Source organism: Anaerotignum neopropionicum (genome assembly GCF_001571775.1).
Lineage (GTDB): Bacteria > Bacillota > Clostridia > Lachnospirales > Anaerotignaceae > Chakrabartyella > Chakrabartyella neopropionicum.
This window is the reverse complement of the sequence record NZ_LRVM01000007.1, coordinates 73,959-98,606: the sequence shown is the minus strand read 5'-3', so window position 1 is coordinate 98,606 and position 24,648 is coordinate 73,959. Positions and strand designations below refer to the sequence as shown.

Annotated in this window: 22 protein-coding genes; 3 read left to right on the top strand and 19 right to left on the bottom strand. The window is 39.9% G+C overall.

What is annotated here, in order from left to right; all coding sequences use genetic code 11:
* The 8 genes from CLNEO_RS11130 to hydA form a co-directional block, all read right to left on the bottom strand.
* Entirely contained in the window at positions 1–1,650 is a 1,650-nt protein-coding gene (locus CLNEO_RS11130) for a recombinase family protein (protein WP_066088797.1), read from the bottom strand.
* A gap of 3 nt (positions 1,651–1,653) precedes the next feature.
* Positions 1,654–3,288, bottom strand: coding sequence for a recombinase family protein (locus CLNEO_RS11125; protein ID WP_066088794.1), 1,635 nt, complete (start codon positions 3,286–3,288; stop codon positions 1,654–1,656).
* A 61-nt stretch (positions 3,289–3,349) separates the two neighbouring features.
* A complete protein-coding gene (locus tag CLNEO_RS11120; protein WP_242864200.1) occupies positions 3,350–3,631 on the bottom strand; it encodes a DUF6870 family protein in 282 nt (93 codons plus the stop codon).
* 453 nt (positions 3,632–4,084) lie between these two features.
* Complete coding sequence (gene preA, locus CLNEO_RS11115; protein WP_066088791.1) at positions 4,085–5,338, bottom strand: NAD-dependent dihydropyrimidine dehydrogenase subunit PreA; 1,254 nt, start codon at positions 5,336–5,338, stop codon at positions 4,085–4,087.
* A gap of 1 nt (position 5,339) precedes the next feature.
* The gene (locus CLNEO_RS11110; protein ID WP_066088788.1) at positions 5,340–6,617 is read right to left on the bottom strand and encodes an FAD-dependent oxidoreductase; all 1,278 of its coding nucleotides are present in this window, start codon (positions 6,615–6,617) and stop codon (positions 5,340–5,342) included.
* A 202-nt stretch (positions 6,618–6,819) separates the two neighbouring features.
* On the bottom strand, positions 6,820–8,082 hold the full coding sequence (locus tag CLNEO_RS11105; RefSeq protein WP_066088785.1) for a Zn-dependent hydrolase: 1,263 nt from the start codon (positions 8,080–8,082) through the stop codon (positions 6,820–6,822).
* Positions 8,083–8,241: 159 nt separating this feature from the next.
* Positions 8,242–9,837 (bottom strand): NCS1 family nucleobase:cation symporter-1, encoded by a 1,596-nt coding sequence (locus CLNEO_RS11100; protein ID WP_066088782.1) that lies wholly within the window; start codon positions 9,835–9,837, stop codon positions 8,242–8,244.
* A gap of 26 nt (positions 9,838–9,863) precedes the next feature.
* The gene (hydA, locus tag CLNEO_RS11095; RefSeq protein ID WP_066088779.1) at positions 9,864–11,222 is read right to left on the bottom strand and encodes a dihydropyrimidinase; all 1,359 of its coding nucleotides are present in this window, start codon (positions 11,220–11,222) and stop codon (positions 9,864–9,866) included.
* A gap of 646 nt (positions 11,223–11,868) precedes the next feature.
* Here hydA and CLNEO_RS11090 point away from each other — a divergent pair.
* Complete coding sequence (locus CLNEO_RS11090) at positions 11,869–12,732, top strand: MerR family transcriptional regulator (protein WP_066088776.1); 864 nt, start codon at positions 11,869–11,871, stop codon at positions 12,730–12,732.
* Positions 12,733–12,843: 111 nt separating this feature from the next.
* Here CLNEO_RS11090 and CLNEO_RS11085 read toward each other — a convergent pair whose 3' ends face one another.
* The 11 genes from CLNEO_RS11085 to mltG form a co-directional block, all read right to left on the bottom strand.
* Complete coding sequence (locus tag CLNEO_RS11085) at positions 12,844–13,371, bottom strand: nitroreductase family protein (protein ID WP_157723555.1); 528 nt, start codon at positions 13,369–13,371, stop codon at positions 12,844–12,846.
* A gap of 13 nt (positions 13,372–13,384) precedes the next feature.
* Positions 13,385–13,759 (bottom strand): hotdog fold domain-containing protein, encoded by a 375-nt coding sequence (locus CLNEO_RS11080; protein WP_066088768.1) that lies wholly within the window; start codon positions 13,757–13,759, stop codon positions 13,385–13,387.
* Positions 13,760–13,791: 32 nt separating this feature from the next.
* Positions 13,792–14,250, bottom strand: a complete 459-nt coding sequence (locus CLNEO_RS11075) for a beta-alanyl-CoA:ammonia lyase (RefSeq protein ID WP_066088764.1) — start codon at positions 14,248–14,250, stop codon at positions 13,792–13,794.
* Between the two features lie 54 nt (positions 14,251–14,304).
* Positions 14,305–15,486 (bottom strand): CaiB/BaiF CoA transferase family protein, encoded by a 1,182-nt coding sequence (locus CLNEO_RS11070; RefSeq protein WP_066088760.1) that lies wholly within the window; start codon positions 15,484–15,486, stop codon positions 14,305–14,307.
* A gap of 92 nt (positions 15,487–15,578) precedes the next feature.
* The gene (gene acrA, locus CLNEO_RS11065) at positions 15,579–16,682 is read right to left on the bottom strand and encodes an acryloyl-CoA reductase electron transfer subunit beta (protein WP_066088757.1); all 1,104 of its coding nucleotides are present in this window, start codon (positions 16,680–16,682) and stop codon (positions 15,579–15,581) included.
* A gap of 20 nt (positions 16,683–16,702) precedes the next feature.
* Positions 16,703–17,506, bottom strand: a complete 804-nt coding sequence (gene acrB / locus CLNEO_RS11060; RefSeq protein ID WP_066088755.1) for an acryloyl-CoA reductase electron transfer subunit gamma — start codon at positions 17,504–17,506, stop codon at positions 16,703–16,705.
* 15 nt (positions 17,507–17,521) lie between these two features.
* Positions 17,522–18,667: an acryloyl-CoA reductase gene (acrC, locus tag CLNEO_RS11055; RefSeq protein ID WP_066088752.1), complete on the bottom strand. Its 1,146-nt coding sequence runs from the start codon at positions 18,665–18,667 to the stop codon at positions 17,522–17,524.
* Positions 18,668–19,307: 640 nt separating this feature from the next.
* The gene (locus tag CLNEO_RS11050) at positions 19,308–19,739 is read right to left on the bottom strand and encodes a MarR family winged helix-turn-helix transcriptional regulator (RefSeq protein WP_066088880.1); all 432 of its coding nucleotides are present in this window, start codon (positions 19,737–19,739) and stop codon (positions 19,308–19,310) included.
* Between the two features lie 71 nt (positions 19,740–19,810).
* Positions 19,811–21,061 carry a peptidase U32 family protein gene (locus CLNEO_RS11045; protein ID WP_066088749.1) on the bottom strand — a complete coding sequence of 417 codons (1,251 nt, stop codon included), beginning with the start codon at positions 21,059–21,061 and terminating at the stop codon, positions 19,811–19,813.
* Complete coding sequence (locus CLNEO_RS11040; RefSeq protein WP_066088746.1) at positions 21,045–21,731, bottom strand: O-methyltransferase; 687 nt, start codon at positions 21,729–21,731, stop codon at positions 21,045–21,047. Before CLNEO_RS11040 ends, CLNEO_RS11045 begins: the two co-directional genes overlap by 17 nt.
* Positions 21,732–21,748: 17 nt before the next feature.
* Positions 21,749–22,861 (bottom strand): endolytic transglycosylase MltG, encoded by a 1,113-nt coding sequence (mltG, locus tag CLNEO_RS11035; protein ID WP_083531979.1) that lies wholly within the window; start codon positions 22,859–22,861, stop codon positions 21,749–21,751.
* Between the two features lie 324 nt (positions 22,862–23,185).
* Here mltG and CLNEO_RS11030 point away from each other — a divergent pair, with 324 nt between their 5' ends.
* The gene (locus CLNEO_RS11030; protein WP_066088743.1) at positions 23,186–24,481 is read left to right on the top strand and encodes a bifunctional folylpolyglutamate synthase/dihydrofolate synthase; all 1,296 of its coding nucleotides are present in this window, start codon (positions 23,186–23,188) and stop codon (positions 24,479–24,481) included.
* 12 nt (positions 24,482–24,493) lie between these two features.
* Complete coding sequence (locus tag CLNEO_RS15870) at positions 24,494–24,646, top strand: hypothetical protein (RefSeq protein WP_157723554.1); 153 nt, start codon at positions 24,494–24,496, stop codon at positions 24,644–24,646.
* Positions 24,647–24,648: the final 2 nt, after the last annotated feature.

Below are 24,648 nucleotides of genomic sequence, written 5' to 3'. Positions count from 1 at the left end.
TTATCCATCTCCTTCTGCATTTTTTTCCAACGCCGCAACCGCCTTGTCATATTCCCATTGATATGCAAAATAAAGGCAGTAATGATTGTGATTTACAATTATTTTCTCTATCATAAAACTACACATTTCATGGGTTAATTGTTCTGGATTTTTAAACTTTACAAATTGCTCAGGTTCATTCCCGCAAAATGTGAAACTATTTGACCCATTTTCTCCTTCGTTTTGTGATTTTTCTAACATTTTCATCCCACAGTTTTTTTGTTTTATTGTAAGAAGAAAATTTCTCCAAAAACTTTCTTTCTCTGTCATTTTTTTTTCTATCAGTTTTGAGTTTTCTTTTTTTGCAAGAGGAACACCTTCCCTTTCTTTGCTCATTTTGTTACTTTTCGCCCCACAAAAATCTTGATTGTTCATTTCCCTACAATCAAGAAACAACGCAAGCTGACACCTACACACCTGAAAAACAGCTTCTCGAAGCTCCTGCTCCCCAATCGCAGAGATTGCGCATCCCCCTACCTTCAAATATTTTCTGGGACAATTGTAGGAATAGCGAATTTGTGCACCATCCTTGGGATAATAGCCCCCATCACGCTGTAAAACGCTGCCGCATTCTCCGCACCGTAGAAGACCTCGAAAAACATTCTCTGTTCGCTGTTTCGAGACATTTTTTTGCCTTTTCATGTTTTTTTGCAGGGCAGATTGCCGCAAAACATCTTGCACCTTCTCAAAAACCTCCTTTGTTATTATGGGTTCATGGGTATTTTCTATCATATTCCATTTCTCTTTGGGAATAACCTTTGTAATTCCTCCTGTGCATAATGCCCCTTGGGTTTTTCGCTCCACCAAACACCCAAAATAGCAAGGATTTTTCAAAATATTTAGCACCGTAGAACCATGCCAAAGGGATGTATCCTTTCCATCCACATATCCTTCCAGAAAGCGAATTCTTCCCTTGGTTGGCACCCCCATATCATTCAACCTTCTGGCAATAGCGGCAGACCCCACTCCTTCCAGGCACCAACGGTAAATTTTTTTTACGATTTCTGCTTGTTCTTTTTGTATTTCCAGTTGGTATTTATCATTTTTTGCGTGAGCATAGCCATAGGGTGTTATTCTACTCATAAATTTGCCGCTTTTTTTCTTTACCGCAATGGCAGTGCTGACTTTTTTTGAAATGTCCTTTGCATAGCTGTCATGCAAAATGGCCTTTAATGAAACCATTAAGGCAGTCTGATTATCCACCAAATTGCTGTCGAATTTATCAGTAACCGAAATAAACCTAACGCCCATTTTAGGAAAAATATTTTCCAAATAATTTCCTGTATCCAAATAATTTCTTCCAAAACGGGATAAATCTTTGACAATAATGCAATTTACTTTACCCGTTTGCAAATCATCCATAAGCCTTGAAAACGCTGGTCGATTAAAATTTGTACCAGTTTGGCCATTATCAATATAAATATCAACGCAATGCAAATCTTCCTGTTCTTCCAAAAATTTTTGAGCAATCAAAATTTGAGTTTCAATAGAAGGACCCCCTTTTTCCAAATCTTCAACGGAAAGCCTTGCATAAATTGCTGCATTGTAAGTAAGGGTTTCTTCTTTTTGTTCAAATGCTCTCCCCATATTTTTTCTGCTTTTTCTTGCCATTTCTTATTCCTCCTGCAAAGAAGAATCAAATTGACGCTTCATTGCTTTTTCAAATTCATCGTCAAATTTTAATTTTATTTTTATTTTGTTTTTCTGAAAAATTATTATTTTATCAATTAAAAAAGCCAAGAACGTTCTGTTTAATTTTAATTCAGTCTGACTTTTTAGAAATTCATGAAACCAATAAACATTACAATCATTTTTTTTAAGTATTTTCTGCTTTTTTAAATATAAAGCTTTTATATTCTCCCTAATGTCTGCACAGATTTTTTCACAGCCTGCCTTTATATCATCATAATCAGCCTTTGATAAAACGCCTTCTTGATGGTCCCCATTAAGTGCCCTTTTAAGTTCTTCATATTTTTTCAGCTCATACTTTTTGGTTTGTATCTGCTTTTCTATTTTTTGCTTTTCCTTTTGCTTTTCCGCAAAAAAATCTTTTTCGTTTTCTTCATCAAATTGGCAAAAAATTTCTACCTGCTTTTTTAGTAAGGCAAGCACTGCATCCTCAATCACGGTTTCCCGAATTCTATGGCTGCTGCATTCTTTTTTATCCTCCTTGTTTTTTGAGCAAATATAATAGGTATACACATTGCCCCGTGCTTTTACGTTTTTACGTACCATATTGCTCCCACAGCTACCGCACTGTAATAAACCTGAAAACATATACAGCTTTTTCATTTTGGGGGACGTTCTGGTATCCTCCTGCATAATTCTTTGTATAATTTCAAAATCCTCCCTAGGAATAATGGCACTATGGGTATTTTCAACGCGTACCCAATCGGCTTTCGGTTTTTTAATTCTTTTTTTTATTTTATAATTCCATGTTGTTTCCTTTCCTTGCAGCATTACACCTGTATATATTTCATTTTTTAGAATTCGATCCACCGCCATTGGTGACCACTTTGCCCGAGGATTCAATTTAAAGGAAGTGGAAAAGTTGGAATTTTGGAGTTTTTTATTTTCCATGGGGGATGGCACGCCTAATTGATTCAAGTGGTTTGCAATATATGCATTGTTATAGCCTGCAATCCGCAGAGAAAATATTTCCTTTATGGTTTGGCCTGCCTCTTCATCGACTACCAGCTTATGCTTATCCTCTTTGGAACGAGAATATCCATAAACAGGAAAAGCACCCACAAAATCTCCGCACCTATGTCTTATCATAAGCTGTGACCTTGACTTTATGGAAATATCCCTGCTATAGGCATCATTCATCAAATTTTTAAAGGGAATCAGTATGCTGTCTGCCTGAGCGCTATCGCAGGCCGTATCAATATGGTCATTGATTGCGATAAAACGAGTACCCAAAAACGGAAAAATCTGTTCAATGTATCTGCCCACTTCAATATAATTTCTACCAAAACGAGAAAGGTCTTTAACGATAATACAATTTATTTTCCTATTTTTTATTTCTTCCAAAAGTTCCTTTAGTGCCGGCCTATCAAAAGAAACACCGCTATAGCCATCATCAATTTTTTCACTGACAACCGAGATATCTGCTTTATCTCGCAAATAAAATTTGATTAAATCCCTTTGGTTTTTGATGCTATTACTCTCGAATTTATCTCCATCCTCCCGAGATAAACGAAGATATATTGCCGCCTGATAAACCATAGGCTTACCTTCAAAATCCATAAAACATCCCCCAAGCCTTTTTGAAAGGTAGAAAACAAAAACCGCTAGCAAGTCTTGATTTTTACATCTCGCCCTTATTGTCCCAATCATCGTCAATCATTCGCAAATATTGCTTTATTCTTTCTGTTAAGGTTGGTTCTTTTGGAGAAAATTCACAAGCAACCACAATATCACCGCACTTAAATAAATACGGATTTTTAATTTGCCTGATAAAATCAGCAATTCGTTCTTCCTTCGGCAACTCAATATTTATTTCCACATCTTTTATGTCTACTAAATCCTCAGGATTAATGGTGAATGGGTCTACTTTTTTCATTTCCTCCAATTGCTTTAATGTAATCATAAAAATCCCCCTCGTCTCTCCTATTCCATTTATATAAAAAAAATTCTTGTCCTATTCAAGACAAGAATTTTCGAGGATGTCGACAAAGTAAAAGCCTTGAGGGCATTGCCCTCAAACTCGCACAAGGGTTTCGGTCATCACTTTTGCTATGCAAAAGCCAGCTTCGCTGTCTGCCCTATCTTGGGCAGTGAGTGGTCATCACTTTTGCTATGCAAAAGTCAGCTTCGCTGCCTGCCCTATCTTGGGCAGTGAGTGGTCATCACTTTTGCTTTGCAAAAGCCAGCTTCGCTGCCTGCCCTATCTTGGGCAGTGAGTGGGCGGCGCCCAAAGTTTGCCTTCTTTCTCTTTACTTGAAATAAAAAACACCCCCAATGGCAATAAGCTCTTGCAATCAGGGGTGTTTCACTGTTCAGTCTTTATGTTTCCATGGGAATCTTACGGAAATCCTTTCAATTATTCATAAATCTTTTTCAAAGCAATTTCCTTTTTCTCTCTGCCGTCTTTCCACTGGATTTCTCCGGGTGTAATGCAGTCTGTCACAGGACAGACATTCAGGCAAAGATGGCAGCCAACACATTTTTCATTTAAAACAGGTCTGCGTTTTTCCCCATCCCAATCGATTGCCTGATGGCCGCCGTCGTAGCAAGAAACATAGCATCTGCCGCAGCCAACACATTTATCATAATTAAAATCAGGCAAAACCTTAAAGTCACGGTCTAATTCTTCCGCAGGAATAATGTTGCCCAAAGCCTTTCCAACAAAATCATCCAGCCTATCATAGCCTCTTTCATCCATCCAATGCATCAAGCCATTGGACATATCCTCAACCACACGGTAACCATACTGCATAACGGATGTTGTTACCTGTAAGTTTCTACAGCCCAATAACAGGAATTCCAAGCAATCTCTCCATGTTTCAATACCGCCAATGCCTGACATGGGAACATTTTTCAACTTCTCATTTTGCAGCATTTGGGCAATAAACCTTAGGGCAACAGGCTTCACTGCGGCACCGGAATACCCAGAAATAGAAGATTTTCCGTTTACAACAGGCATTGCCGTCATATTTTCCAAATCAATATTAGTAATGGATTTCAGCGTATTAATTGCAGAAATACCTTTTGCGCCGCCTTCAATGGCAGCAATGGCAGGAATGACCATATCTGTAATATTGGGTGTCATTTTTGCGATAAAAGGAATTTTTGTGGTTTCCGCAACTGCCTTGGAATAAGCCCGAACCAAATCCGGGTTTGAACCAACATCAGAGCCCATGGCATGGGAGGTCATCTGGGGACAGGAGAAGTTTCCTTCGATTAAATCCACGCCAACCTCTTCACACATTTTTGCCAGCTTACGCCATTCCTCTTCATTGGAACCCATAATAGAAGCAACCATGATTTTTTCGGGATAAGCTTTTTTCAGCTTATACATATTTTCAAAGTTTACCTCTGTGGGTTTATCGGAAATTTGCTCCATATTTTTAAAGCCCAGCCATGGTGTGCCTTCTTTTTTCACATGATCAAAACGGGGTGAACATTCATCAGCAACAAAAATACCAATGGTTTTGTAAAAAACGCCGCCCCAACCGGCTTCAAAAGCCTTTGCCACCATTTCATAATTGCTCCCAACCGGGGAGGATGACAAGAAAAATGGATTTTCACATTTTACACCCAAATAATCAATTGACAAGTCTTTCTTGATGCTCATTTTAGTTCACCTCTTTCTTTGCAAGATAATTCATCATTTCTGCCGCTGCAGCCTTTCCCGATGCAACAGCTTCCACAACGGTTTTTCCGCCCAAAGCAATGTCTCCGCCGGCAAAGATGCCGTCTATATTTGTTTTACAGCCATCATCTATTATAATTAACCCCTTTTCATTTAAGGCAAACGGCGCCAATTCCCCCATATCCTCCGCACCTTGTCCGATTGCAAAAACAATGGTATCCACAGCAACCTTTGCTTCGGATTCGCCATCTCTTCCTTTGAATTTCATGGCTTCCACTTTTTCCGTTCCAATGACCTCAGCAGGTGCAAAGTTTGTGGTAATGGAGATGCCTAAAGAAAGTACATACTGGAATTCAGCCATATCCGCAGGTGCTTCCTCGATGGTTCTTCTATAATAAATATCAACCTTTTCCGCACCCAATAGTTTTGCCGAAACTGCACAATCCATGGCAACATTGCCGCCACCAATGACAATGACTCTTCTACCGGGATTGTATGTACCTTCTGATTTTCTTGCTTTTTTCAGGAAATCTGCCGCTGCCATAACCCCCGGCAATTGAACACCGGGAATATCCGGCAATTTTTCCTGCCATAAGCCTGTGCCGATAAAAATAGCCGCATAATCTTCCTGCAAGGCTTCCATGGTAATATCCTTCCCAACCTTGGTATTAAAAATAAACTTCACACCCAAATTCTTCACTGTTTCAATATCATGGTCAACCACATGCTGTGGTAATCTGGCGGGGGCAATGCCATAGGTTAATACGCCGCCAGCCTTTTCCTCAGCTTCGTAAATTGTAACCTCGTAGCCTTCCATTGCAAGCTTAGCCGCACAAGCCAGAGAAGCAGGACCTGAACCAATACAAGCAACTTTCGCTTCTTTTTTTGCTTCGGGAGCTTTTAAAACAGTCATATTCAAAGCTTCCTCTTGTTCAATTGCATACCTTTGCAATTTCCCAATTTCTATGGGTCTGTCAATGCCGCATCTGCTGCAAGCTTCTTCGCAAAGTCTATCATATGGACAGACTCTGGCACAGCTCCCCCCCAAAACATTGTTTTCTCTGATTGTTTCTGCTGCGCCCTTCACATTTCTAAAACGAATGGAACGAATAAATTTTGCAGGATCAGTCCCCGCAGGACAGCTTTTGCTGCAAGGGGCGTCATGGCATAATAAGCATCTTGAAGCCTCCTCTATGGCCGTTCTCGGTGTGAGTCCCACAACAGCATCCGAAACATATGTTGGTTTATTTACTTTACTCAAATTCTTCAACTCCTCTCAAATATCTAAGCTTATGTAAACTCGTAAAATCCGCCTAGACCTTCCCTAAGTCCTTTGACTTTTTCCCTTGCTATTTATTAAAACAAGTGATGTGATAAAAGAAGGAGGCGCCTCAAAATTGTTTCTTTCAGCCACCTCCCAGCTGTCTAAGTTGTAAAAATGTATTTCTCATTTTTTACAAAGACTATTCCATATCGCACTTCAAAACTGCATTGAGTAATACACTGGCACTCTCTGTGCAGACCTCATCACTGGTATGCTCTGGTTCACAGTGAGATAGACCCTTTTCTGAAGAAGCAAATATCATGGTAGTAGGCAAAACATATGCCGCAAACTGCGCATCATGGCCTGCACCGCTATTGATGTATTGATGCTTGCTTCCCAGTTCCTCTGCTGCCTGTTTTACATAGCCAACCAATTTTTTATCAAAATAAACTGTATCTCGATTCCACTGGTCAACGACTTCACAACGACATTTTGCCAATTCCGGTCCATCCAACCCTCTTACAATCTGATATACTTTTTTGAGCACTTCAGGGTCTTCATGACGAACATCAATGGAGAAGTCCACATAATCGGGAATTACAGTATGTACGCAAGGATGAGCTACAATTTCACCTGTGGTATAAACCAATTCGGGATGACCTAATTTATCAATTTCTTCATGCAAATAGCAAATTGCCTGTGCAGCTGCATAAAGAGCATCCTGACGGTATTCCATAGGGAATGTACCGGCATGGGCAGCTTGGCCATAGAATTTCACTCTGGTGTTAAACATACCCAATACACAAGTAACTACACCAACATCCAAACCAGCATTTTCCAAAATAGGACCCTGTTCAATGTGCAATTCAAACATTGCCTCATACTTGTCTGGGCTTAAACGATTTTCCTTAGCACCTTTATAACCGCTTTTTTCAAGGGCTTCGCCAAAGGTTGTTGTTCTATCCAAAACGCTCTTAGAAGCAAGCATATTTTCCTCTTTAAAGTTTTTTGCAATACCTTCAGGTAAGTATTCATTACAAACAACGCCTGAACACATCATTGCGGGAGGATATAAAGAGCCTTCTTCATTTGTCCAGATCATTGCGGTTAACGGATGCTTATGAGGAATTTTTTCTGCCACTACGGTTTCCAAAACCTCCATCGCACTAATAACACCTAAAATACCGTCATAATTGCCGCCGTTTTTAACGGAATCCACATGGGAAGCCATTACAATTCTTTTTGCATTCGGATCACTTCCCGGTAAGGTTGCGTACATATTGGCAAAGTCATCCATTTCAATGGTTGCACCAATTTTTTTCATCTTTTCTGTATAATATTCCCTTGCTTGCTTCGCCTCATCAGATAAAGAGTACCTGGTAATTCCGCCGTGTCCCGCGTCACCAAACTTAGAAAAAGTTCTGATTTTGTCACTCATTTTTTCTAAACTGCATCTGTACATAATTCATTCCTTCTTTCTACATACTTTAGTTTTTATCTTTATTTAACGGGCTTTTCGGAAATTCCCGTTCCCAAAGGCAGCGGGAATTTCCGAGTTTATTTCTTTGTCCGTTAGGAACATGTTTTGAGGTGAATCTTCAAGCCCCTAATTTATTTCATATCATTCTCTCACTGTAAACCCTTCATGCTCATCTTCACTTACAAAGCCATAATGCGCTTTGCCTTGTGAAGACTTCATTAAAGCAACATAAACGATAATCGCAATGACAAAGGATATAATGTATCCGTTTGCTGCCAAAAATTGAATGAAGTTAGGCTTCAAGCCAGAACCTGCTTGATATTTCAACGCTGTGTTGCCAACCAACGGAATAATGAAGGAAACACCCCAAGCAATCATTGCATTTTTATTCCAACCGCCATCATACCAATATCTGCCGCCTTCTCCTTGATACAATCCTGCAACGTCAACCAACTGCTTTTTACAGATGAAGTAGTCGGCAATTAAAATTGCAGCAACTGGAGCAATAATTGTTCCATAATTATTCAACCATGTGAAAATATAGCTTGCGCCGGAACCATAAATCCACCAAGGCTGGGTGACAAAGGTTGCTATGAGGCAAGAAATAATTACACCTTTTTTATAGCTGATTTTCTTGGGAGAAATATTGGAAAAACCATTTGAGGGAGCAACAACGTTTGCAGCAACACAGGTTGTAATGGTTGCCATAATTACACCAATTGCACAAACAACAACCAGTGCTTTGCTATCCACATAGTAGAATACGCTTGTAGGATCAAATAAGGCTTCACCCACCGTATATTTTGTTGCTTGTGCAAATAAGGCACCAACGAATGCGCACAAAGCCATAGGAATTGGCATACCTGTCAGCTGTCCCATAAACTGGCTCTTTTGGCTCTTTGCAAATCTGGAAAAGTCAGGAATATTAAGGGCCATTGTTGACCAGAAAGCAATATTTCCTGTCAATCCTGCCATGTAAACAAAGGCAAAACCACCGTTTCGTTCAATTAAAGCCGGATCGTTACCAACAGCAAATACATCTGCCATAGAATGTCCGGAAGTAGCGATTGCATTTAAGGACCATAACAGCAAGCCTAAAATTACAATAATTAAAATTGGCCCACCAATATTTTGTACCCATCTTACTTTTTCCATGCCATTATAAGCAACTAAAAATACCAAAAGGATAAAGATAAAGAATCCGATCATCTGTCCAACAACAACATGATCATTCCCAGGAAGGGCAACCGTCACGTTTTGGTCGGCAAACATAGGAATGGCGACACCAATCAAAGCAGCAATTGCTCCGCCGCCAACCCAGCTTTGTACTGCTGTCCAACCACAGGCTATAATTGATCTGGAAAAAGTTGGCAGATGAGTTCCCTTGTTTCCAAAGGTCATTCTGGAGAAAATAGGGAATGGAATACCATATTTCGTACCAATTTTAGAGTTTAACTGAATTGGAATTAATACAATAAGGTTACCTAAAATAACATTGATTACAGCAAGCATGGGGGAAATACCCAAAGCAACCAAAGAAGACGCAAGCGCCAAGGACGGAACGCAAATTGACATACCTACCCAAAGGTTACAAATACTAAAGGCATTCCAGGTTCTTTCATTTACAGTGGTTGGCGCCAAGTCCGAATTATAGTATTGAGAATTGCTCAGTTCGGAAGCGGCTTGCGGTGTTAATTCAAAAAGGCCGTTTTTTTCCTGTTGCGTGTATTTACTCATATAACCCTCTCCAATTTTTTTAGATTTTATTGGCTTAACTTTCTTTTTAATAATTTGCCCCAGCCTGGTTCCCCAACAAATTCACCATTATCATAAACCAAGCGACCTCTTGAGAAGGTTTTCACAGGATAGCCATGAAGCTTCGTACCTTCCCAAACTGTGTGATCATAATCTGAATGCATATTTTCGCAAGTTACAGTAAAATCTTTTTCAGGATCGTAAATAACAATATCCGCATCTTTTCCAACGGTTAAGCTGCCTTTTTGTGTGCAACCAAAAATTCTTGCTGGATTAGAGGAACAAACCTCAACAGCCTTGGTAAACGGAATGACTCCTTCATTTGCCTTTCCAAGCATATAAGGATACATATTTTCAACACCGGCACAGCCATTGGGGATTTTTCTGAAATCGTCTTTGCCCCAATCCTTTTCAGCCTGCTGGAACGGGCAATGATCTGTGGCTACCGTGTCAATGTCTCCTCTTTTCAGGGCTTCCCAAAGAGCATCCTGGCTTTCTTGCCCTTTCATTGGAGGTGAACAAACAAAATTTCTTCCGTCTTCTCTTTTATATACATCACAAGTAAAGTGTAAATATTGAGGACAGGTTTCAGCATAAATATGATAGCCCTCCTCTTTTGCCTTGGTTACATATTCAACACCCTGCTTATTTGCCAAATGTACTATGTAAAGAGAAGCATCCAAGGATTTTGCCCAGGCAATGGCTCTGGAGTCTGCCTCGGCTTCCACAAACTCGGGACGTGATAAATAGTGATGCCATGCATCGGTTTTTCCTTCGGAAATATATTTTTCCACCAGCATGTTTACCATTTCATTATTTTCAGCATGAACACTAATCATTGCGCCAATTTCCTTTGCCTTTGCCAAAACCTTGTAGAATACACCGTCAGTTACGCCAAAGTCATAAACCATAAAAACTTTGAAGGAAGGAACGCCATATTCAACAGCCTCTTTCATAGAATCCAAAAGTTCACCGTGAACATCCTTTACACCGATATGGAAGGCATAATCCACGGCTGCTTGGGGTGCTGCAAGTGCATCTCTTCTTTTTACTACATCAACCATCTTTTCGTTGAAATCCTGAAGTGCAAAATCAAAAACCGTTGTCGTTCCACCACAAGCTGCTGCTCTTGTTCCTGCATAGTAATCATCCGCAGAAACCGTACCACCAAAAGGCATTGCAAGATGGGTATGTGCATCAATGGCCCCAGGCAAAACAAGCTTGCCTATTGCATCAACTACATTTTTACAAGGAATGTCAGAGAGGTCGTTGCCAATTGCAACTATAATTCCATCTTTTACAGCAATATCGCCCCGAAACATCTCTTTTTCTGTTACAATAGTACCGTTTTTAATTAATAAGTCCATTCACACTCACCTTTCCTTGTTCATAAAATAGCTTTTTTCTTTCTGCCACCATTGCCTATGTGCCTTGTCTTACCTCCTTTCCTTTGTTTTTTATAAAATACAGTATTGATTACGCTTATTTATAACCTATGAAAAATAAAATCATAGTAATAAGTCCCATTTTTAAGCATTCCTTCTAAGCTTATACTTACGAACACTCCAATTTGACGAATCATAATCATTTTCGCTTTAAAATAAAATCATCCAACTTTTTTTATAATAAAAAATAAAAATTGGATATAATACACTTCATCTATAATTTCTTTGTTTGTTTTTTTGCATAATTATGTCAAATAATATATTAACTAATTAATAAAACTATAATTATTAAACAATTATCTTGGCTTAATTATAGCCATTGCTGTAAGGGGAATGTCAACCTTATTTCTATTTATTTTTTATTTAAAATTATTTGTTTTTTTCCAAAACCTTCCTACTGCTGTATCTTATTAACTAAAATGTATTTTTTTTCATAATAAAAAAGTTACATAAATAAAACAAGTATGACAAAACAATGATTTTTGTTGTTTTCTTCTCCTCATTCAATTTGAATTAATTATTTAATTATGCTATAATACACTATATTCTTTATGGGGAGGATGAGAAAATGAGTGAAAACCACAAATATTCTATAAGAGAAGTTTCAGAAATTTGTAATATTCCCAGCAAAACCTTGCGTTATTACGATGAAATAAAACTCGTTGTTCCCGAATTTCGAGATGAAATCAACAGATACAGATACTACAGCAAAAATCAATTGATTACCCTTTGTATTATTCGCAAACTTCGTACAATGGATTTTGGGCTAAAAGAAATACAAAATATCATTACGGGCAACAAAGCAGATGGTCTGGAAAAAAATATAGAACAAAAGCTAGAGGAGCTTTTGGATGAAATCAATTGCCTCCAAAAAAAATATGCCTCCACCAACGCCTTCCTTCAACGCTTAAAAACAGGTGTAGACCTTTTAAATATTAAAGGCGAAATATGCCTTGAGGATATTGCCATAGAAGAAATTCCTGAAACGAATTTGGTTTTCACAAGAAAAACCATGACAAATTACTCAAATATTGACGTTTCCGTTCATAGATGGGTGGAAATTCTTAATTTATGTGATGACTTAAATATTAAAAATAAAGGTACCATTATTGTAACATATTATTGCAATCCATTGGAGCAATTTTTGTTTACAGATACCGACATAGAATTCGGTACAACTGTTGATGCCATAGGAGATGGAGAATGCTTTAGAACCTTTGGTAATTTCACTGCAGCTACTGCAATACATGTAGGCAATTATGCGGACATTATACATACACATATACGTCTGGTGCAATGGATTAATCAAAATCAATATAAAATCATCGGCCCTATTTCCGAAGAATTTATTATTTCCCCCCTTGATATTAATAATATAAACGAACATGTCACAAAAATTATCATACCTATTGAAAAAAAACATCAAAAATAATTGATCAATATACAATCCGTTCCCTAGTGAAAATCCAAAGTCCCCCGTCAAATGGCGGAGGACTTTAAAATTCAGCAACGTTCTTCTTTCCCCTAATATATCATGATTTCATTATAGAAACCTTAATATTTCAGCCACTTCTTTCCTCCTTGGGGCTTTTGGGGCTTCATTGGCATAGCCGCAGGCAACAAGCGCAATCATTTCTTCATTCTCGGGCAGCCCAATAAACTTTGCAATGCCATCTTCATCAAAAGTCCCCATAATTACCGTACCCAGCCCTAACTCTGTTGCCGCAAGGCATAGTGTTTGACATGCCACACCTGCATCAAACATCTCCCAGCTTTCCCCTTTGACGGAAGAAAGACACCCATTCCGTTCATAACCGGAACGTTTTTTTACATTGGAAACAACGAAAATCAAGGGCGCATTTTTTACAATATGAATGTTTTCCTGTGCAATAAGCGTATCCGCAAGCATTTGAAGGTATTCCTCTTTATCCACCACAGTATACCGCACTGCCTTGCAATTATTCCACGATGGGGCCCACCTGGCAGCATCAACAAGCTGTTCGATCACCTCCCGTTTTACCTTTTTGGGCAAATACCGCCGTATACTCCGCCGATTTTTTATACATTCCATGGTATCCATAGGCTTAATAGGTTTCGTAAACAAACTGCACAACAGTAGACAAAAGCGGCTCTGGAAGCACATCTATGGAGCTTGGATATGGCGGATTCTCCGGCACTTCAATAATTTTGAAGGAACGCACCTCAAGAACCGCACGATTTCCCTCCATTTTCCTCACCCTTGCCATAAATTCCATATAATCCCCGGCAAAGCAAGGCTCATATAGACGCACCTTTCTTACCTCAATGCAATGCCCCGTGTTTTGAAACACCTTTGCCATCAAGCGGTTTGCAGCTTCATTGGCAAGGGTAATGCTTCTTGCACCATTTACCACGCCGCCCCCATAAAATACATCTCTATCTGACATCCTATAACGAAACGTTACACTTTGTTCACTCATCAATCATCCCTCTTTTCTCAAAACTACGTTGTTTATTCCGGAAAATCCTTTAACGGACGCCAAGGATCAACAACCTTGCCCTCCGGCTGTGCGCCTCGCTGCAAGTGCTTTTTTACCACTAAGCGCACTTTCCCCTCTGTACAGAGTACAGGTTCCTCAAACCAAACCATATCCCCCGGCTTGCAGTCCGTTTTCCCCTCGCGAAACGCAGGTGTGGCCAACTTAAATACCTCTATCCAGCAATCTCTTGAGGTATTGCCCACATTGGTTAGGGTTGCCTTAAAATCAATCATATCCCCCACATAAACATCCCGATAGCACTTTACATCCTCGTAGCCTAAGCATAGGGACTCGTCCCCGTCTACCAAAATCATTTCCTCTGTTTCCACATCTCCGATAAAATCGAATTGACGGCCAATGGGGATTAATCCATCCTGGTTGGCTCCGTCGGCAGTGGTCATATTGTAGCTTAATATGGATACCTTTCTCATGCCATTTACACCTCCACCATAACTTAACTTAATAGCTTTGCAAAGCAAATCGCTTTACATAACACCCTCGGTCTTTAACTTCTTTACTTCTTCTTCGGTAAGTCCAAATATCTCTGCATTATGCTGTCCCAAAAGGGGAGAAGGCGTTACAACTTCCCCTGGAGTTTCCGAAAGCTTTATGACGCAGCCTTGGAAATACTGATCTCCGGCAGTGGGATGCTCACAATGCACCATCATCTCCCTTGCTTTAATATGGGGATGCTCAATTGCTTCCTTCACGTTGAGCACGGGGCCGCAAGGGATTCCCGCTTCCTCCATAATGGCTTCAACTTCGCCCTTTGTAAAATCACTGCTCCATTGGCTGATTATATTTTGCAAATCCGGTATGTAATTCATGCGTCTTAGCTCATTTGTTGTATACCGCGGATCTTCTAAGAGTTCGGGGTGACCAATGGTGTTGCAAAACTTTTGAAAAAGCCTGTCATTTCCAACACCTACTGCAACAAATCCATCTTTACACGCATATACATCAAAAGGAGAAATAGAGGGATCTACATTCCCATTACGCTCCGTAATCACGCCACCAATGGTATAGTTTACCAAGGCATTTTCCAATATGCTGAAAATGGTGTCAAACATAGACACATCCACCAGCTGGCCGACACCGGTAATTTTACGATTATACAGCGCCAGCATTACGCCAAGGGACAAATAAATTCCGGCAACATGGTCTGCAACAGAGGGGCCAACCTTCACGGGATTTGTATCCTGAAAGCCAGTAAGATTAATCATCCCGCCCATGGCTTGTGCCACAATGTCATAGCATGGACGATGGGTAATGGGGCCATACTGACCGAAGCCTGAGCCTGATGCATAAATAATAGCAGGGTTCATCTTCTTTATGGTTTCATAGTCAATCTTCAATTTTTTAGTCACGCCGCCCCTGAAATTTTCCACCAGAACATCGGCATCTTTTACAAGCTCATAAAATAATTCCAAACCCTTTTCCGATTTCAAATTTAACGTTGCGCCTTTTTTATTGCGGTTAACATAATTGTAAAATCCGCTCTCACCGCTTTTTTCATCAATCGGCCCCCAAAAGCGGCATTGCTCCCCATCAATAGGTTCAATTTTCAAAACCTCCGCACCGTAGTCTGCTAAAATCATGGTGCAAAAAGGGCCATTTAATGCCGTTGTAAGGTCAACAACCTTCAAACCCTCCAGTGCTTTTCTCATAAAAATCCTCCCCTAAAAAATCAATAGGTTTCATAAACAAACTTCACAACAGTAGACAAAGGCGGTTCTTGAAGCACATCGATAGAGACTCCCTAGGCATTTTTTGTCTCTTTGATTGCTTCAATCATGATTGGGACAACCTTGAACAGATCGCCTGCAATACCATAGTCTGCACAGTCAAAAATTGGAGCTGTTTCATCCTTATTTACGGCAATGATTAATTCTGAATCCTGCATGCCCGCTTTATGCTGAATTGCACCCGAAATACCAAGAGCAACATAAACCTTGGGATGCACTGTTTTTCCCGTCTGCCCCACCTGATGATCCGCAGGGAGCCATCCAGAATCTATTACGGCACGAGAACCGCCTACAACACCATCTCCAAAGGCTTCAGCAAGCTTTTGCGCAAGCAAAATACCGCCATCCACGTCTTTGCTGATACCGCGCCCTACGGATACGATAATGTCTGCACCGATTAGGTCAACCATCTTTTTCGCTTCTTTTGCAATATTTATTACCTTTGTTTTTAAGTCCTCTGGGGAAAGCTCCACATGGCGCATAACAATCTGGCAAGCATCCGCCTTTTCTTGGCTAAACTGTGCTTTTTTCATAACCCCCGGTCTTACCGTTGACATACAAGGGCGAAAGCGGGGGCAAATAATCGTCGCCATTAAATGTCCCCCAAAAGCAGGACGAGTCATTTTTAAGTTTGTATCCTCCATAGGGAAAGACATGGAAGCCACATCAAGAGTGGATGAGGTCGATAAAAAATCTATGTATTTTTTTGTATTAATGTCCAGATGGGTACAGTCTGCCGTAAGTCCTGTACGCAACCGCGCTGCGCACCTTGGCCCCAAATCACGCCCGATATTTGTTGCTCCAATTAATAAAACCTCGGGTTTTTCCTCCATAACCACATCGCAAAGCACCTTTGCATATGCATCTGTGGTATAAAATTTTAGCTCCGGATGATCGCAAACAATAACTTTATCTGCACCATAGCCGCCCAATTCCTTTGCAATATCCTTTACCTCGTACCCAAGCAAAATGCCAACCAACTTTGAACCCCGCTCGTCAGCCAGCTTTCTTCCTTCCGAAATCAATTCAAAATCAGTATTCATCAGCTTGCCGTCGCGTTGTTCACAAAAAACCCAAATATCTCTAAACGAATGAATATCCGTACTGTTAAAGTTCATCCTTGCCCATCTCCTTTCGGTTAAATGACATGTTTCGTTTTTAATCTGTCAACCAAATCATCTACTTTTTCTTTGTCTGACCCCTGAAGCATAATGCCAACACCCTTTTGTGGCGGAGTAAACGATTTGAAAATATTTGTGGGTGAGCCCTTCAAACCAATGGTATCCAGCTCGATTAACGGTTCCTCCTTCAGCGCTTCAAAATCCAGAACCAAAAGCGGCTTGCTATAGCATTCCATAATTCCGCTTAATGTCATGTAACGAGGCTTAATGCTCTTATCCTTGATACAAGTAATCAGGCAAGGAGTTTGCACCTCAATCATCATATAACCATCTTCCAGCATACGTTTTACTAAAATCAAGCTTTCGCTCTTTTTTATTCCCGCTGCATAGGTCACTTGAGGGATACCTAATTTTTCTGCAATCTGAGGACCAACCTGTGCCGTATCCCCGTCGATTGCCTGTCTGCCGCAGAAAATCATATCCTCTTTCCCTAGCCCCAATTTGTGGATGGCTGCTGCAATGATCTGCGAGGTTGCAAAGGTATCAGAACCTCCAAATTCACGGGCGGAAATCAAAACCGCATCGTCAGCTCCCATGGCAATAATCTCCCGAAGCATACCTTCTGCGGGCGCAGGCCCCATTGTTACAACCGTAACCTGACAATGGGTAGTGTCTTTTATTCTCAATGCCTGCTCAATGGCACTCATATCGTCGGGGTTGATAATTGCAGCCATAGATGCACGGTTTAATGTGCCATCGGGGTTTACTGCAACCTTCCCAGATGTATCCGGAACTTGTTTTACACAAACATAAATTCTCATGACCTACACTCCTTTTTATCTTTTCATTACTTCTCTGGCGATTACAACCTTATGTATTTCCGAAGTACCCTCATAAATTTCCGTAATCTTGGCATCACGATACATTCGCTCCAACGGGTAATCCTTCATATAGCCATAGCCGCCATGGATTTGCAGTGCCAAATTTGTTACAAAACGAGCATTTTCAGAAGCATTTAATTTGCACATCGCCGATTCCTTTGTGAAAGGCTTTCCGGCATCCTCAAGGTAAGCGGCATATTCCACCAAAGCCCTTGCAGCAGCGGTTTTTGTTGCCATATCAGCAATATACCACTGAATTCCCTGCAAGCTTGCAATGGGCTTTCCAAACTGAATACGTTCGTTTACATATTTTATGGATAAATCAATGGCTCCTTCCGCAATACCAATTGCCTGGGCTCCCACACCAATTCTGGCGCCATCCAGCGCCTGCATGGCAATATTAAAGCCTTTGCCTTCTTTTCCAAGAAGATTAGAAGCAGGAACACGGCAATCTTCAAAAATGAGCTCCGCTGTTTCGGATCCCGCAATACCCATTTTTGATTCGATTTTACCAATGCTAAAGCCCGGAGTGCCCCGTTCCACAATAATGGCAGACATGCCCTTTAAACGTTTTTTCGGGTCTGTCAAAGCAAATACTACAAGAATGCCTGCTCTGCTTCCTCCGGAAATGAAGCATTTTGTTCCGTTCAACACAAATTCGTTTGTTTGGGGATCAAGAATGGCTGTTGTTTTTACTGCTCCCGCATCGGAACCTGCATTTGGTTCTGTTAATGCAAAGGCACCAAGTTCTCCACCCTTTGTCAAAGGGGGAAGAAATTTTTGTTTTTGCTCTTCATTTCCGTATTTATATATAGCTTGGGGTGCAATCAAATGAATTGATAAAATTGAAGCAGAAGCCATGCACTTTTTACCAAATTCAGAAACGGCAATTACCTTCTCCAACGTTCCGCCTCCAGAACCGCCATATTCTTTGGGAATACCAATCCCCGTCAGACCGATGCCCGCCATTTTTTTAAAGTTTTCGGCAGGAAAAACATGTTCACGATCAATCTCTTCTGCAACGGGCTCCAATTCGTCTTCGGCAAATTGGCAAGCAAGCTTCTTCAAAAGTTCTTGTTCTCTCGTTAATGAAAAGTCCATTCCATTCATCCTTCCTTTTTTGATATTTCTGCAAATAACTTTCTTTGGGTTTCCTTTTGACTAAAAACACGAAAAGCATTTTTAAACAAATAAAATAATATACACAAGTTTTCTTAGGACAGCATTTATATCTTAATTTATAGCCTATACAATCACTGGAATGTCAATATGCCCGTAAAAATAAAATTTTTCTCAAAAATCATTTTTTGTGCAAAACCTTCCACTACGGCAAACTAGTTTGACATTTATTCAAAACCTATGAATTATAAAAAGATACCTTCAGTATATTTTGTATTGATGTATTATTAAAAAATTTTATACTTCTATAAAACAAAAAAATTAAGCACGCAAAAAAAACCGATTTGCATGATTTACCTTGCAATACGGCCTTTTCAACTATATTTAATTCAAAATAAAATTCTTTCTGCTTTTTTTAATAAAAACTACTGCCATGGCAATCTTTCAGCATCGTTTTTAAAAAATAAATTTAGTCCTTGTGTAACAGGCGAGTACGTGTCACGAATCGAAAAAAAAGCATTAAAAAAGCTAAATGCCGCTTTAAAAGATTAATCAGGGCTTGCCCTGATACATATTGAATTTTCACCAAAAAAAAAGCAGGTCAATGACCCACCTTTCTTACTTACCCTTCTGCATAATGACTTCCTTCTGCAATAATCCTTAGATTATTTTTCAAAACAGCAATTTCCTCATCGCTAAAGCACTTCAAAACCTCTTCATTCACATCATCAATAATTTTAGAAATCGGCTCTTCTAATGCCTTTCCTTTTTCCGTTGGAACTACTCTTACCTCGCGTCTATCTTCTTTGTTGATTACTCGGTCTATCAGACCTTTTTTCTGCATACGATCCAGCACGCCTGAAATAGTAGATGTTTCCAAGCAAAGAATTTCAGAAATTTGCTTGGGCGTAGCAAAATCCCTTTGCCATAAGCAGCTTAATACACCATACTGTGAAGGCGTAATATCATACTCAGACAACTTGGAACTTAAAAACTGAAAAACAGAATGCTGCGCCGTAGTCAATAAATAGTTAATACACTGTGTTAATTCCATAAGCTTTTCCTTTTCCTTTTTCTCAATTCTACTATATAGGATAGCCGTATTTCTGACAAAAATCAAGTTTTTTATTTTGCATCCAACACAATTTTGCGCAACATGTCGAATTTTCTCACTGGTTTTTCAAAGAATATTTGTAAAATCTGCTGAGGATGTGGCGCAGATTCCACAAAATTCCCATCTTCATCCATCATTTTTGATACCCTCATGGTAAAGGCATCTCCCTTTGCCGGCATAACCTCGATCTCCTCGCCAACGGAAAATTTGTTTCGCTGCTCCACAACAGCAATCCCTGTAGCAGGGTCACTGTCCGACTGAACCATACCGATAAAATCGTAACCGCGAATATAGGTATTACTGTTATAAATCTGCTGTTTCCCGTCAGGCTTTTGATAGAAAAAACCTTCTGTATAATCTCTATGGCTGGCTTTTGAAACCTCTTCCAAATAATATGGCAACCTCTCGTGATATAATGCAGGGCTTTTCAAATAATCATCCACTGCCTGTCTATAGGCCTTAACCACCGTACCAACATAAAACGGTGTTTTCATACGCCCTTCAATTTTCAGGCTCATAATCCCCGATTCTAAAATATCGGGAATATGTTCAATCATGCAAAGATCCTTGGAATTATAGATATAGGTTCCTCGTTCGTTCTCCTCGATGGGCATATATTCCCCGGGTCTGGTTTCCTCAACCAAATGATACTTCCATCTGCACGGGTGAGAACAAGCCCCCTTATTGGCATCCCTGCCGCTTAAATAGTTGCTTAACAAGCATCTGCCCGAATAAGAAATGCACATAGCTCCATGCACAAAGGCTTCAATGTCCATATCCTGGGGGATTTTTTCCCGAATTTGCTTCACTTCTTGAAAAGAAAGCTCTCTTGCCAAAACCACTCGCTTTGCTCCCAACTGATACCACATGCATGCGCTCATATAATTGGTATTATTTGCTTGAGTTGAGACGTGTATTTCCATATTAGGAACTGCTTCCTTTGCCACAGAAAACACCCCCAAATCGGAAATAATCAAGGCATCTGCGCCGATTTTTTCAACTGCCTGAAAATATTCCGCCATTCCATTAAAATCCGCATTATGAGCAAAAATATTAGCTGTAATATACACCTTCGCCCCATGGTCGTGGGCAAATTTTATCCCCTCTGCCATGGCATCCAAACCAAAATTTTTTGCCTTTGCCCGCAGACCATATTCTTCGCCGCCGATATATACAGCATCCGCACCGTATAAAACTGCAATTTTTAATTTTTCCAAATCTCCCCCAGGAGCCAAAAGCTCCGGCTTATTCTGTTTCCACATTTTTAATTTCTCCTTTTGTTTCCTTTGTTTTATAACAAAGGGCCATGCCATCCCCTATGGGGATAATGGAAGTTTCCAACGCTTCATTATGGGTAATCTCCCACAGGAACGCTCTTAAGCGTTTATGGATGGTACGCTGCCTTCTTGGCACACTGTAACGGGTTTGGGCAATGGTTCCTCCTTGCAAAACGTCATCCACAATCAGAAGCCCTCCCACGGGCAATAATCGAAGGCAATGGGGCAGAAAGCTATGATACTGACCCTTTGCCGCATCTAAAAAGATCACGTCATATGGCCCCTCCAGCGTTGGCAATATATCCGCCGCATCTCCCTCCAAAATCGAAATGACATCCTCCAGTCCCATCCGCTTAATATTAGGACGGGCGTCCTTTAGCATAACCTCAAAACGATCAATGGTGGTTACAGTGCCGCCGGGCTGTAAATAACGGCTCATAAGTCCGGCAGAAAAGCCAACTGCAGTACCGATTTCCAAAATATGCTTCGGGTTTTTCATGGTAAGCAAAACACTAATTAATCTGGCTGTTTCCAAAGGAATAATGGGCACATTCGCCCCATTTGCCTCTCTTTGGATTTCGCCTAAAACACCGTCATACATTGGCTGAATGGTACGCAAGAAGGTATTCATTGTTTCGTCCGTTACATAATTCATTCTATTCTCTCCTAAAATTAATTACCGCTTGCCTTATATTTTTCCTTGGCTTTCAAAAATTGGTCATAGGTTTCGCAGAAAACGTGATTATCCTGCCCCTTTGCTTCAACAATATAATAAATGTAGTTATTATCCTCAGGATTAAGAGCAGCCTTGAAGGACGCCTCTCCCGGATTAGAAATGGGTCCTATGGGAAGCCCAGTTACTTTGTAGGTATTGTAAGGGGAATCGTACTGCAAATCGACGGTGGTAATGTCCTCCTTCACAATGCCCATGGCATATAAAACAGTGGCATCCACTTGCAAAGGCATTCCATCCTTCAATCTGTTATAAATTACGCCGGCAGCGCGAGGACGCTCCTCATCCAATTTAATTTCTTTTTCAATTACTGACGCTATGGTTACCATCTCGTCCAAAGAATATCCACTTGCTGACACAGCATTTTGATATTCCTTTGTATACATTTGCTCAAAACGTGCCAACATCGCCTCAATCAACTCGTGGGCCGTTGTTTCTTCCTTTATATAGTAGGTATCAGGAAAAAGATAGCCCTCCAGCTTAAAATCTCTGTCCGGCAGGTTTTTCAAAAATTCAAAATCAAATCTGCCTGTGTTGCATTCCTCAATAAATTCCTCCGCCGTACAAATACCAGCTTCTTTAACCTTTTCAGCAATCTGCTTAGTTGTATACCCTTCAGGAACAGTAAACTTTATATCATTAAAAACCACACCCGTTTGCAATAATTCCATAATCTGTGTATCGTTTAGGCTCTTATCAATTTCATAGGTTCCTTGCTGATAGGTTCCGTCAAAACCGTCAAGCCTGCTGCTTAAACGAAACATAAAGGTATTTTTAATCAGCTTATTTTCCTTTAGAATATTAGCTATGTCAGCCGTAGACGCACCCTGGGGAATGGTTACAATTATCGTTTCGCCACTTAAAACAGGTTCTTCTACAGACGACATCATAAAATTTTTCATAATTCCAAAAGAGAGAAGTCCAATCACGATGGCAATGACAAGAAAAACACCAAATCGTATCCATTTCAACTTTTGACGCTTTTTTTCTCTCAATCTCCGTCTTTCTACCTGCCTTTTTCTTTCTTTATCAAAATTTATATCTTCGTTCAAGGTAATTCTCCTTTCTTAAGCCACAAATCTGTTTTATTATACAATTTTATTTGCATTCAGACAACAATAATTTGCAATCTAAAATCCTTCGTAAATTTCTCTTGTGGTTTTCTTAATATTCTTGCAGAATGCTTGATTCTTGGTATAATAGATACAGGCTTATAAAAGGAACCGTTAAAATCATTTTTTACATTTTTGTTACTGTTAAAAAAAGCTGCATTTTTTTAGAAACAACAAACTTTATTGAAACTGATTTTCCCTGGTAGCCTTTTCAATAGAAAACCAAATTTTTACAGCTTTTTCAATAGTTGAATGGAGAACAATATGAATTATAAAGAAAGTATACAATATCTAGAAGAAGAAATCGGGTTTGCATCCTGCCCCGGGCTGGAAAGAATCTTTGATTTAATGAAAAAACTGGGGAGTCCCGAAAAAAAGCTCAAAGTAGTTCATATTGCGGGAACCAACGGGAAAGGCTCAGCTGCGGCAATGCTTTCGTCTGTTTTACAAGAGGCAGGCTACCGCACCGCTTGCTATACCTCTCCTCATTTAGAAAAATATAACGAACGTTTTCTTATAAATGGTCAAGAAATTTCAAATGATGCCTTTGCCACAATCATGACCAGAACAAAGCTTGCCTGTAAGCAGTTAATTGCAGAAGGAAAGGCTGCCCCCACCCTTTTTGAAGTAATCACGGGGGCTGCATTTTTGTACTTTGCCGAAGAAAGCGTGGATATTGCCGTAATCGAGGTAGGCCTTGGCGGAAAATTTGATGCAACAAATATTATTGAAAGCCCCATCCTAAGCGTTATTATGTCCATCAGTATGGATCATACAGATTTCTTGGGAAATACAATAGAGCAAATCGCAGGGGAAAAAGCTGGTATCATTAAGAAAAATTGTCCGGTGGTGTTGTATTTCCAGAAAGAAATAGTATATAATATTGTAAAAACCCAAGCTCAATTTTTGAATGCTCCCTTGTTTTGCCCAAAGGATGCCGAGATAACAATTTTCGCTCAAACTTTGGAAGGAACTATTTTTGGCGTAAAAAGTGGGTCATTTACCTATGAAAGCTTGTTTTTACCTTTATTAGGGCAGCATCAAGTTCAAAACTGTGTTACAATTTTAGAGGCTTGCGAGGTTTTGAAAAAAAGCGGCTTTCCTCTGACCAAAAATCAAATTCAAACCGGAGTTTCCAAATCATTTTGGGCAGGCAGGATGGAAATTTGCAAAAAAAATCCTTTGGTTGTTCTCGATGGTGCCCATAATGCAGATGGAATTGGTCGTTTGGCAGAAAGTGTAAGAATCTATTTTGAAAACAAAAAAATCACCCTGGTTTTAGGCGTTTTGGGTGATAAAGAATACGAAAAAATGGCAAAACTGATTTTACCCTTTGCCCATCAAGTGGTTCTAACGGAACCCCACAGCGAGCGAAAGCTGGATGCAAAAAAGTTAGCAAATATCATACAATCTAAAGAGCTGCCTATCTATATTGAGCCCCAGCTTGAAAATGCGTATCATGAAGCGTTGAGAATTACCGATGAAGCAGGAATAATTCTTTGCTGCGGCTCTCTTTATATGATTGGTGCCTTGCGTTCCTATATACTGTCAATTGAATAAGGAGGTTACATTATGTTCAATTTTAAAGATGAACTTTCCAGATATCAGCCCATCCTTGAGCTGGATCAAATTGAAGAAGCACTACAGCCCAATCAATTAAAAGATTTGGTTGATATTTTAGAACATATTGCAGAAGATAAAAAAATCAGTGCTTCTCAAGAATAAGC

What these genes read in the sequence shown, in the direction of transcription:
- CLNEO_RS11130 (WP_066088797.1), bottom strand. Translation starts at nt 1,650, where the DNA reads ATGGCAAGAAAAAGCAGAAAAAATATGGGGAGAGCATTTGAACAAAAA.
- CLNEO_RS11125 (WP_066088794.1), bottom strand. Translation starts at nt 3,288, where the DNA reads ATGGATTTTGAAGGTAAGCCTATGGTTTATCAGGCGGCAATATATCTT.
- CLNEO_RS11120 (WP_242864200.1), bottom strand. Translation starts at nt 3,631, where the DNA reads ATGATTACATTAAAGCAATTGGAGGAAATGAAAAAAGTAGACCCATTC.
- preA (WP_066088791.1), bottom strand. Translation starts at nt 5,338, where the DNA reads ATGAGCATCAAGAAAGACTTGTCAATTGATTATTTGGGTGTAAAATGT.
- CLNEO_RS11105 (WP_066088785.1), bottom strand. Translation starts at nt 8,082, where the DNA reads ATGTACAGATGCAGTTTAGAAAAAATGAGTGACAAAATCAGAACTTTT.
- CLNEO_RS11100 (WP_066088782.1), bottom strand. Translation starts at nt 9,837, where the DNA reads ATGAGTAAATACACGCAACAGGAAAAAAACGGCCTTTTTGAATTAACA.
- hydA (WP_066088779.1), bottom strand. Translation starts at nt 11,222, where the DNA reads ATGGACTTATTAATTAAAAACGGTACTATTGTAACAGAAAAAGAGATG.
- CLNEO_RS11090 (WP_066088776.1), top strand. Translation starts at nt 11,869, where the DNA reads ATGAGTGAAAACCACAAATATTCTATAAGAGAAGTTTCAGAAATTTGT.
- CLNEO_RS11085 (WP_157723555.1), bottom strand. Translation starts at nt 13,371, where the DNA reads ATGGAATGTATAAAAAATCGGCGGAGTATACGGCGGTATTTGCCCAAA.
- CLNEO_RS11080 (WP_066088768.1), bottom strand. Translation starts at nt 13,759, where the DNA reads ATGAGTGAACAAAGTGTAACGTTTCGTTATAGGATGTCAGATAGAGAT.
- CLNEO_RS11075 (WP_066088764.1), bottom strand. Translation starts at nt 14,250, where the DNA reads ATGAGAAAGGTATCCATATTAAGCTACAATATGACCACTGCCGACGGA.
- CLNEO_RS11070 (WP_066088760.1), bottom strand. Translation starts at nt 15,486, where the DNA reads ATGAGAAAAGCACTGGAGGGTTTGAAGGTTGTTGACCTTACAACGGCA.
- acrA (WP_066088757.1), bottom strand. Translation starts at nt 16,682, where the DNA reads ATGAACTTTAACAGTACGGATATTCATTCGTTTAGAGATATTTGGGTT.
- acrB (WP_066088755.1), bottom strand. Translation starts at nt 17,506, where the DNA reads ATGAGAATTTATGTTTGTGTAAAACAAGTTCCGGATACATCTGGGAAG.
- acrC (WP_066088752.1), bottom strand. Translation starts at nt 18,667, where the DNA reads ATGGACTTTTCATTAACGAGAGAACAAGAACTTTTGAAGAAGCTTGCT.
- CLNEO_RS11050 (WP_066088880.1), bottom strand. Translation starts at nt 19,739, where the DNA reads ATGGAATTAACACAGTGTATTAACTATTTATTGACTACGGCGCAGCAT.
- CLNEO_RS11045 (WP_066088749.1), bottom strand. Translation starts at nt 21,061, where the DNA reads ATGTGGAAACAGAATAAGCCGGAGCTTTTGGCTCCTGGGGGAGATTTG.
- CLNEO_RS11040 (WP_066088746.1), bottom strand. Translation starts at nt 21,731, where the DNA reads ATGAATTATGTAACGGACGAAACAATGAATACCTTCTTGCGTACCATT.
- CLNEO_RS11030 (WP_066088743.1), top strand. Translation starts at nt 23,186, where the DNA reads ATGAATTATAAAGAAAGTATACAATATCTAGAAGAAGAAATCGGGTTT.
- CLNEO_RS15870 (WP_157723554.1), top strand. Translation starts at nt 24,494, where the DNA reads ATGTTCAATTTTAAAGATGAACTTTCCAGATATCAGCCCATCCTTGAG.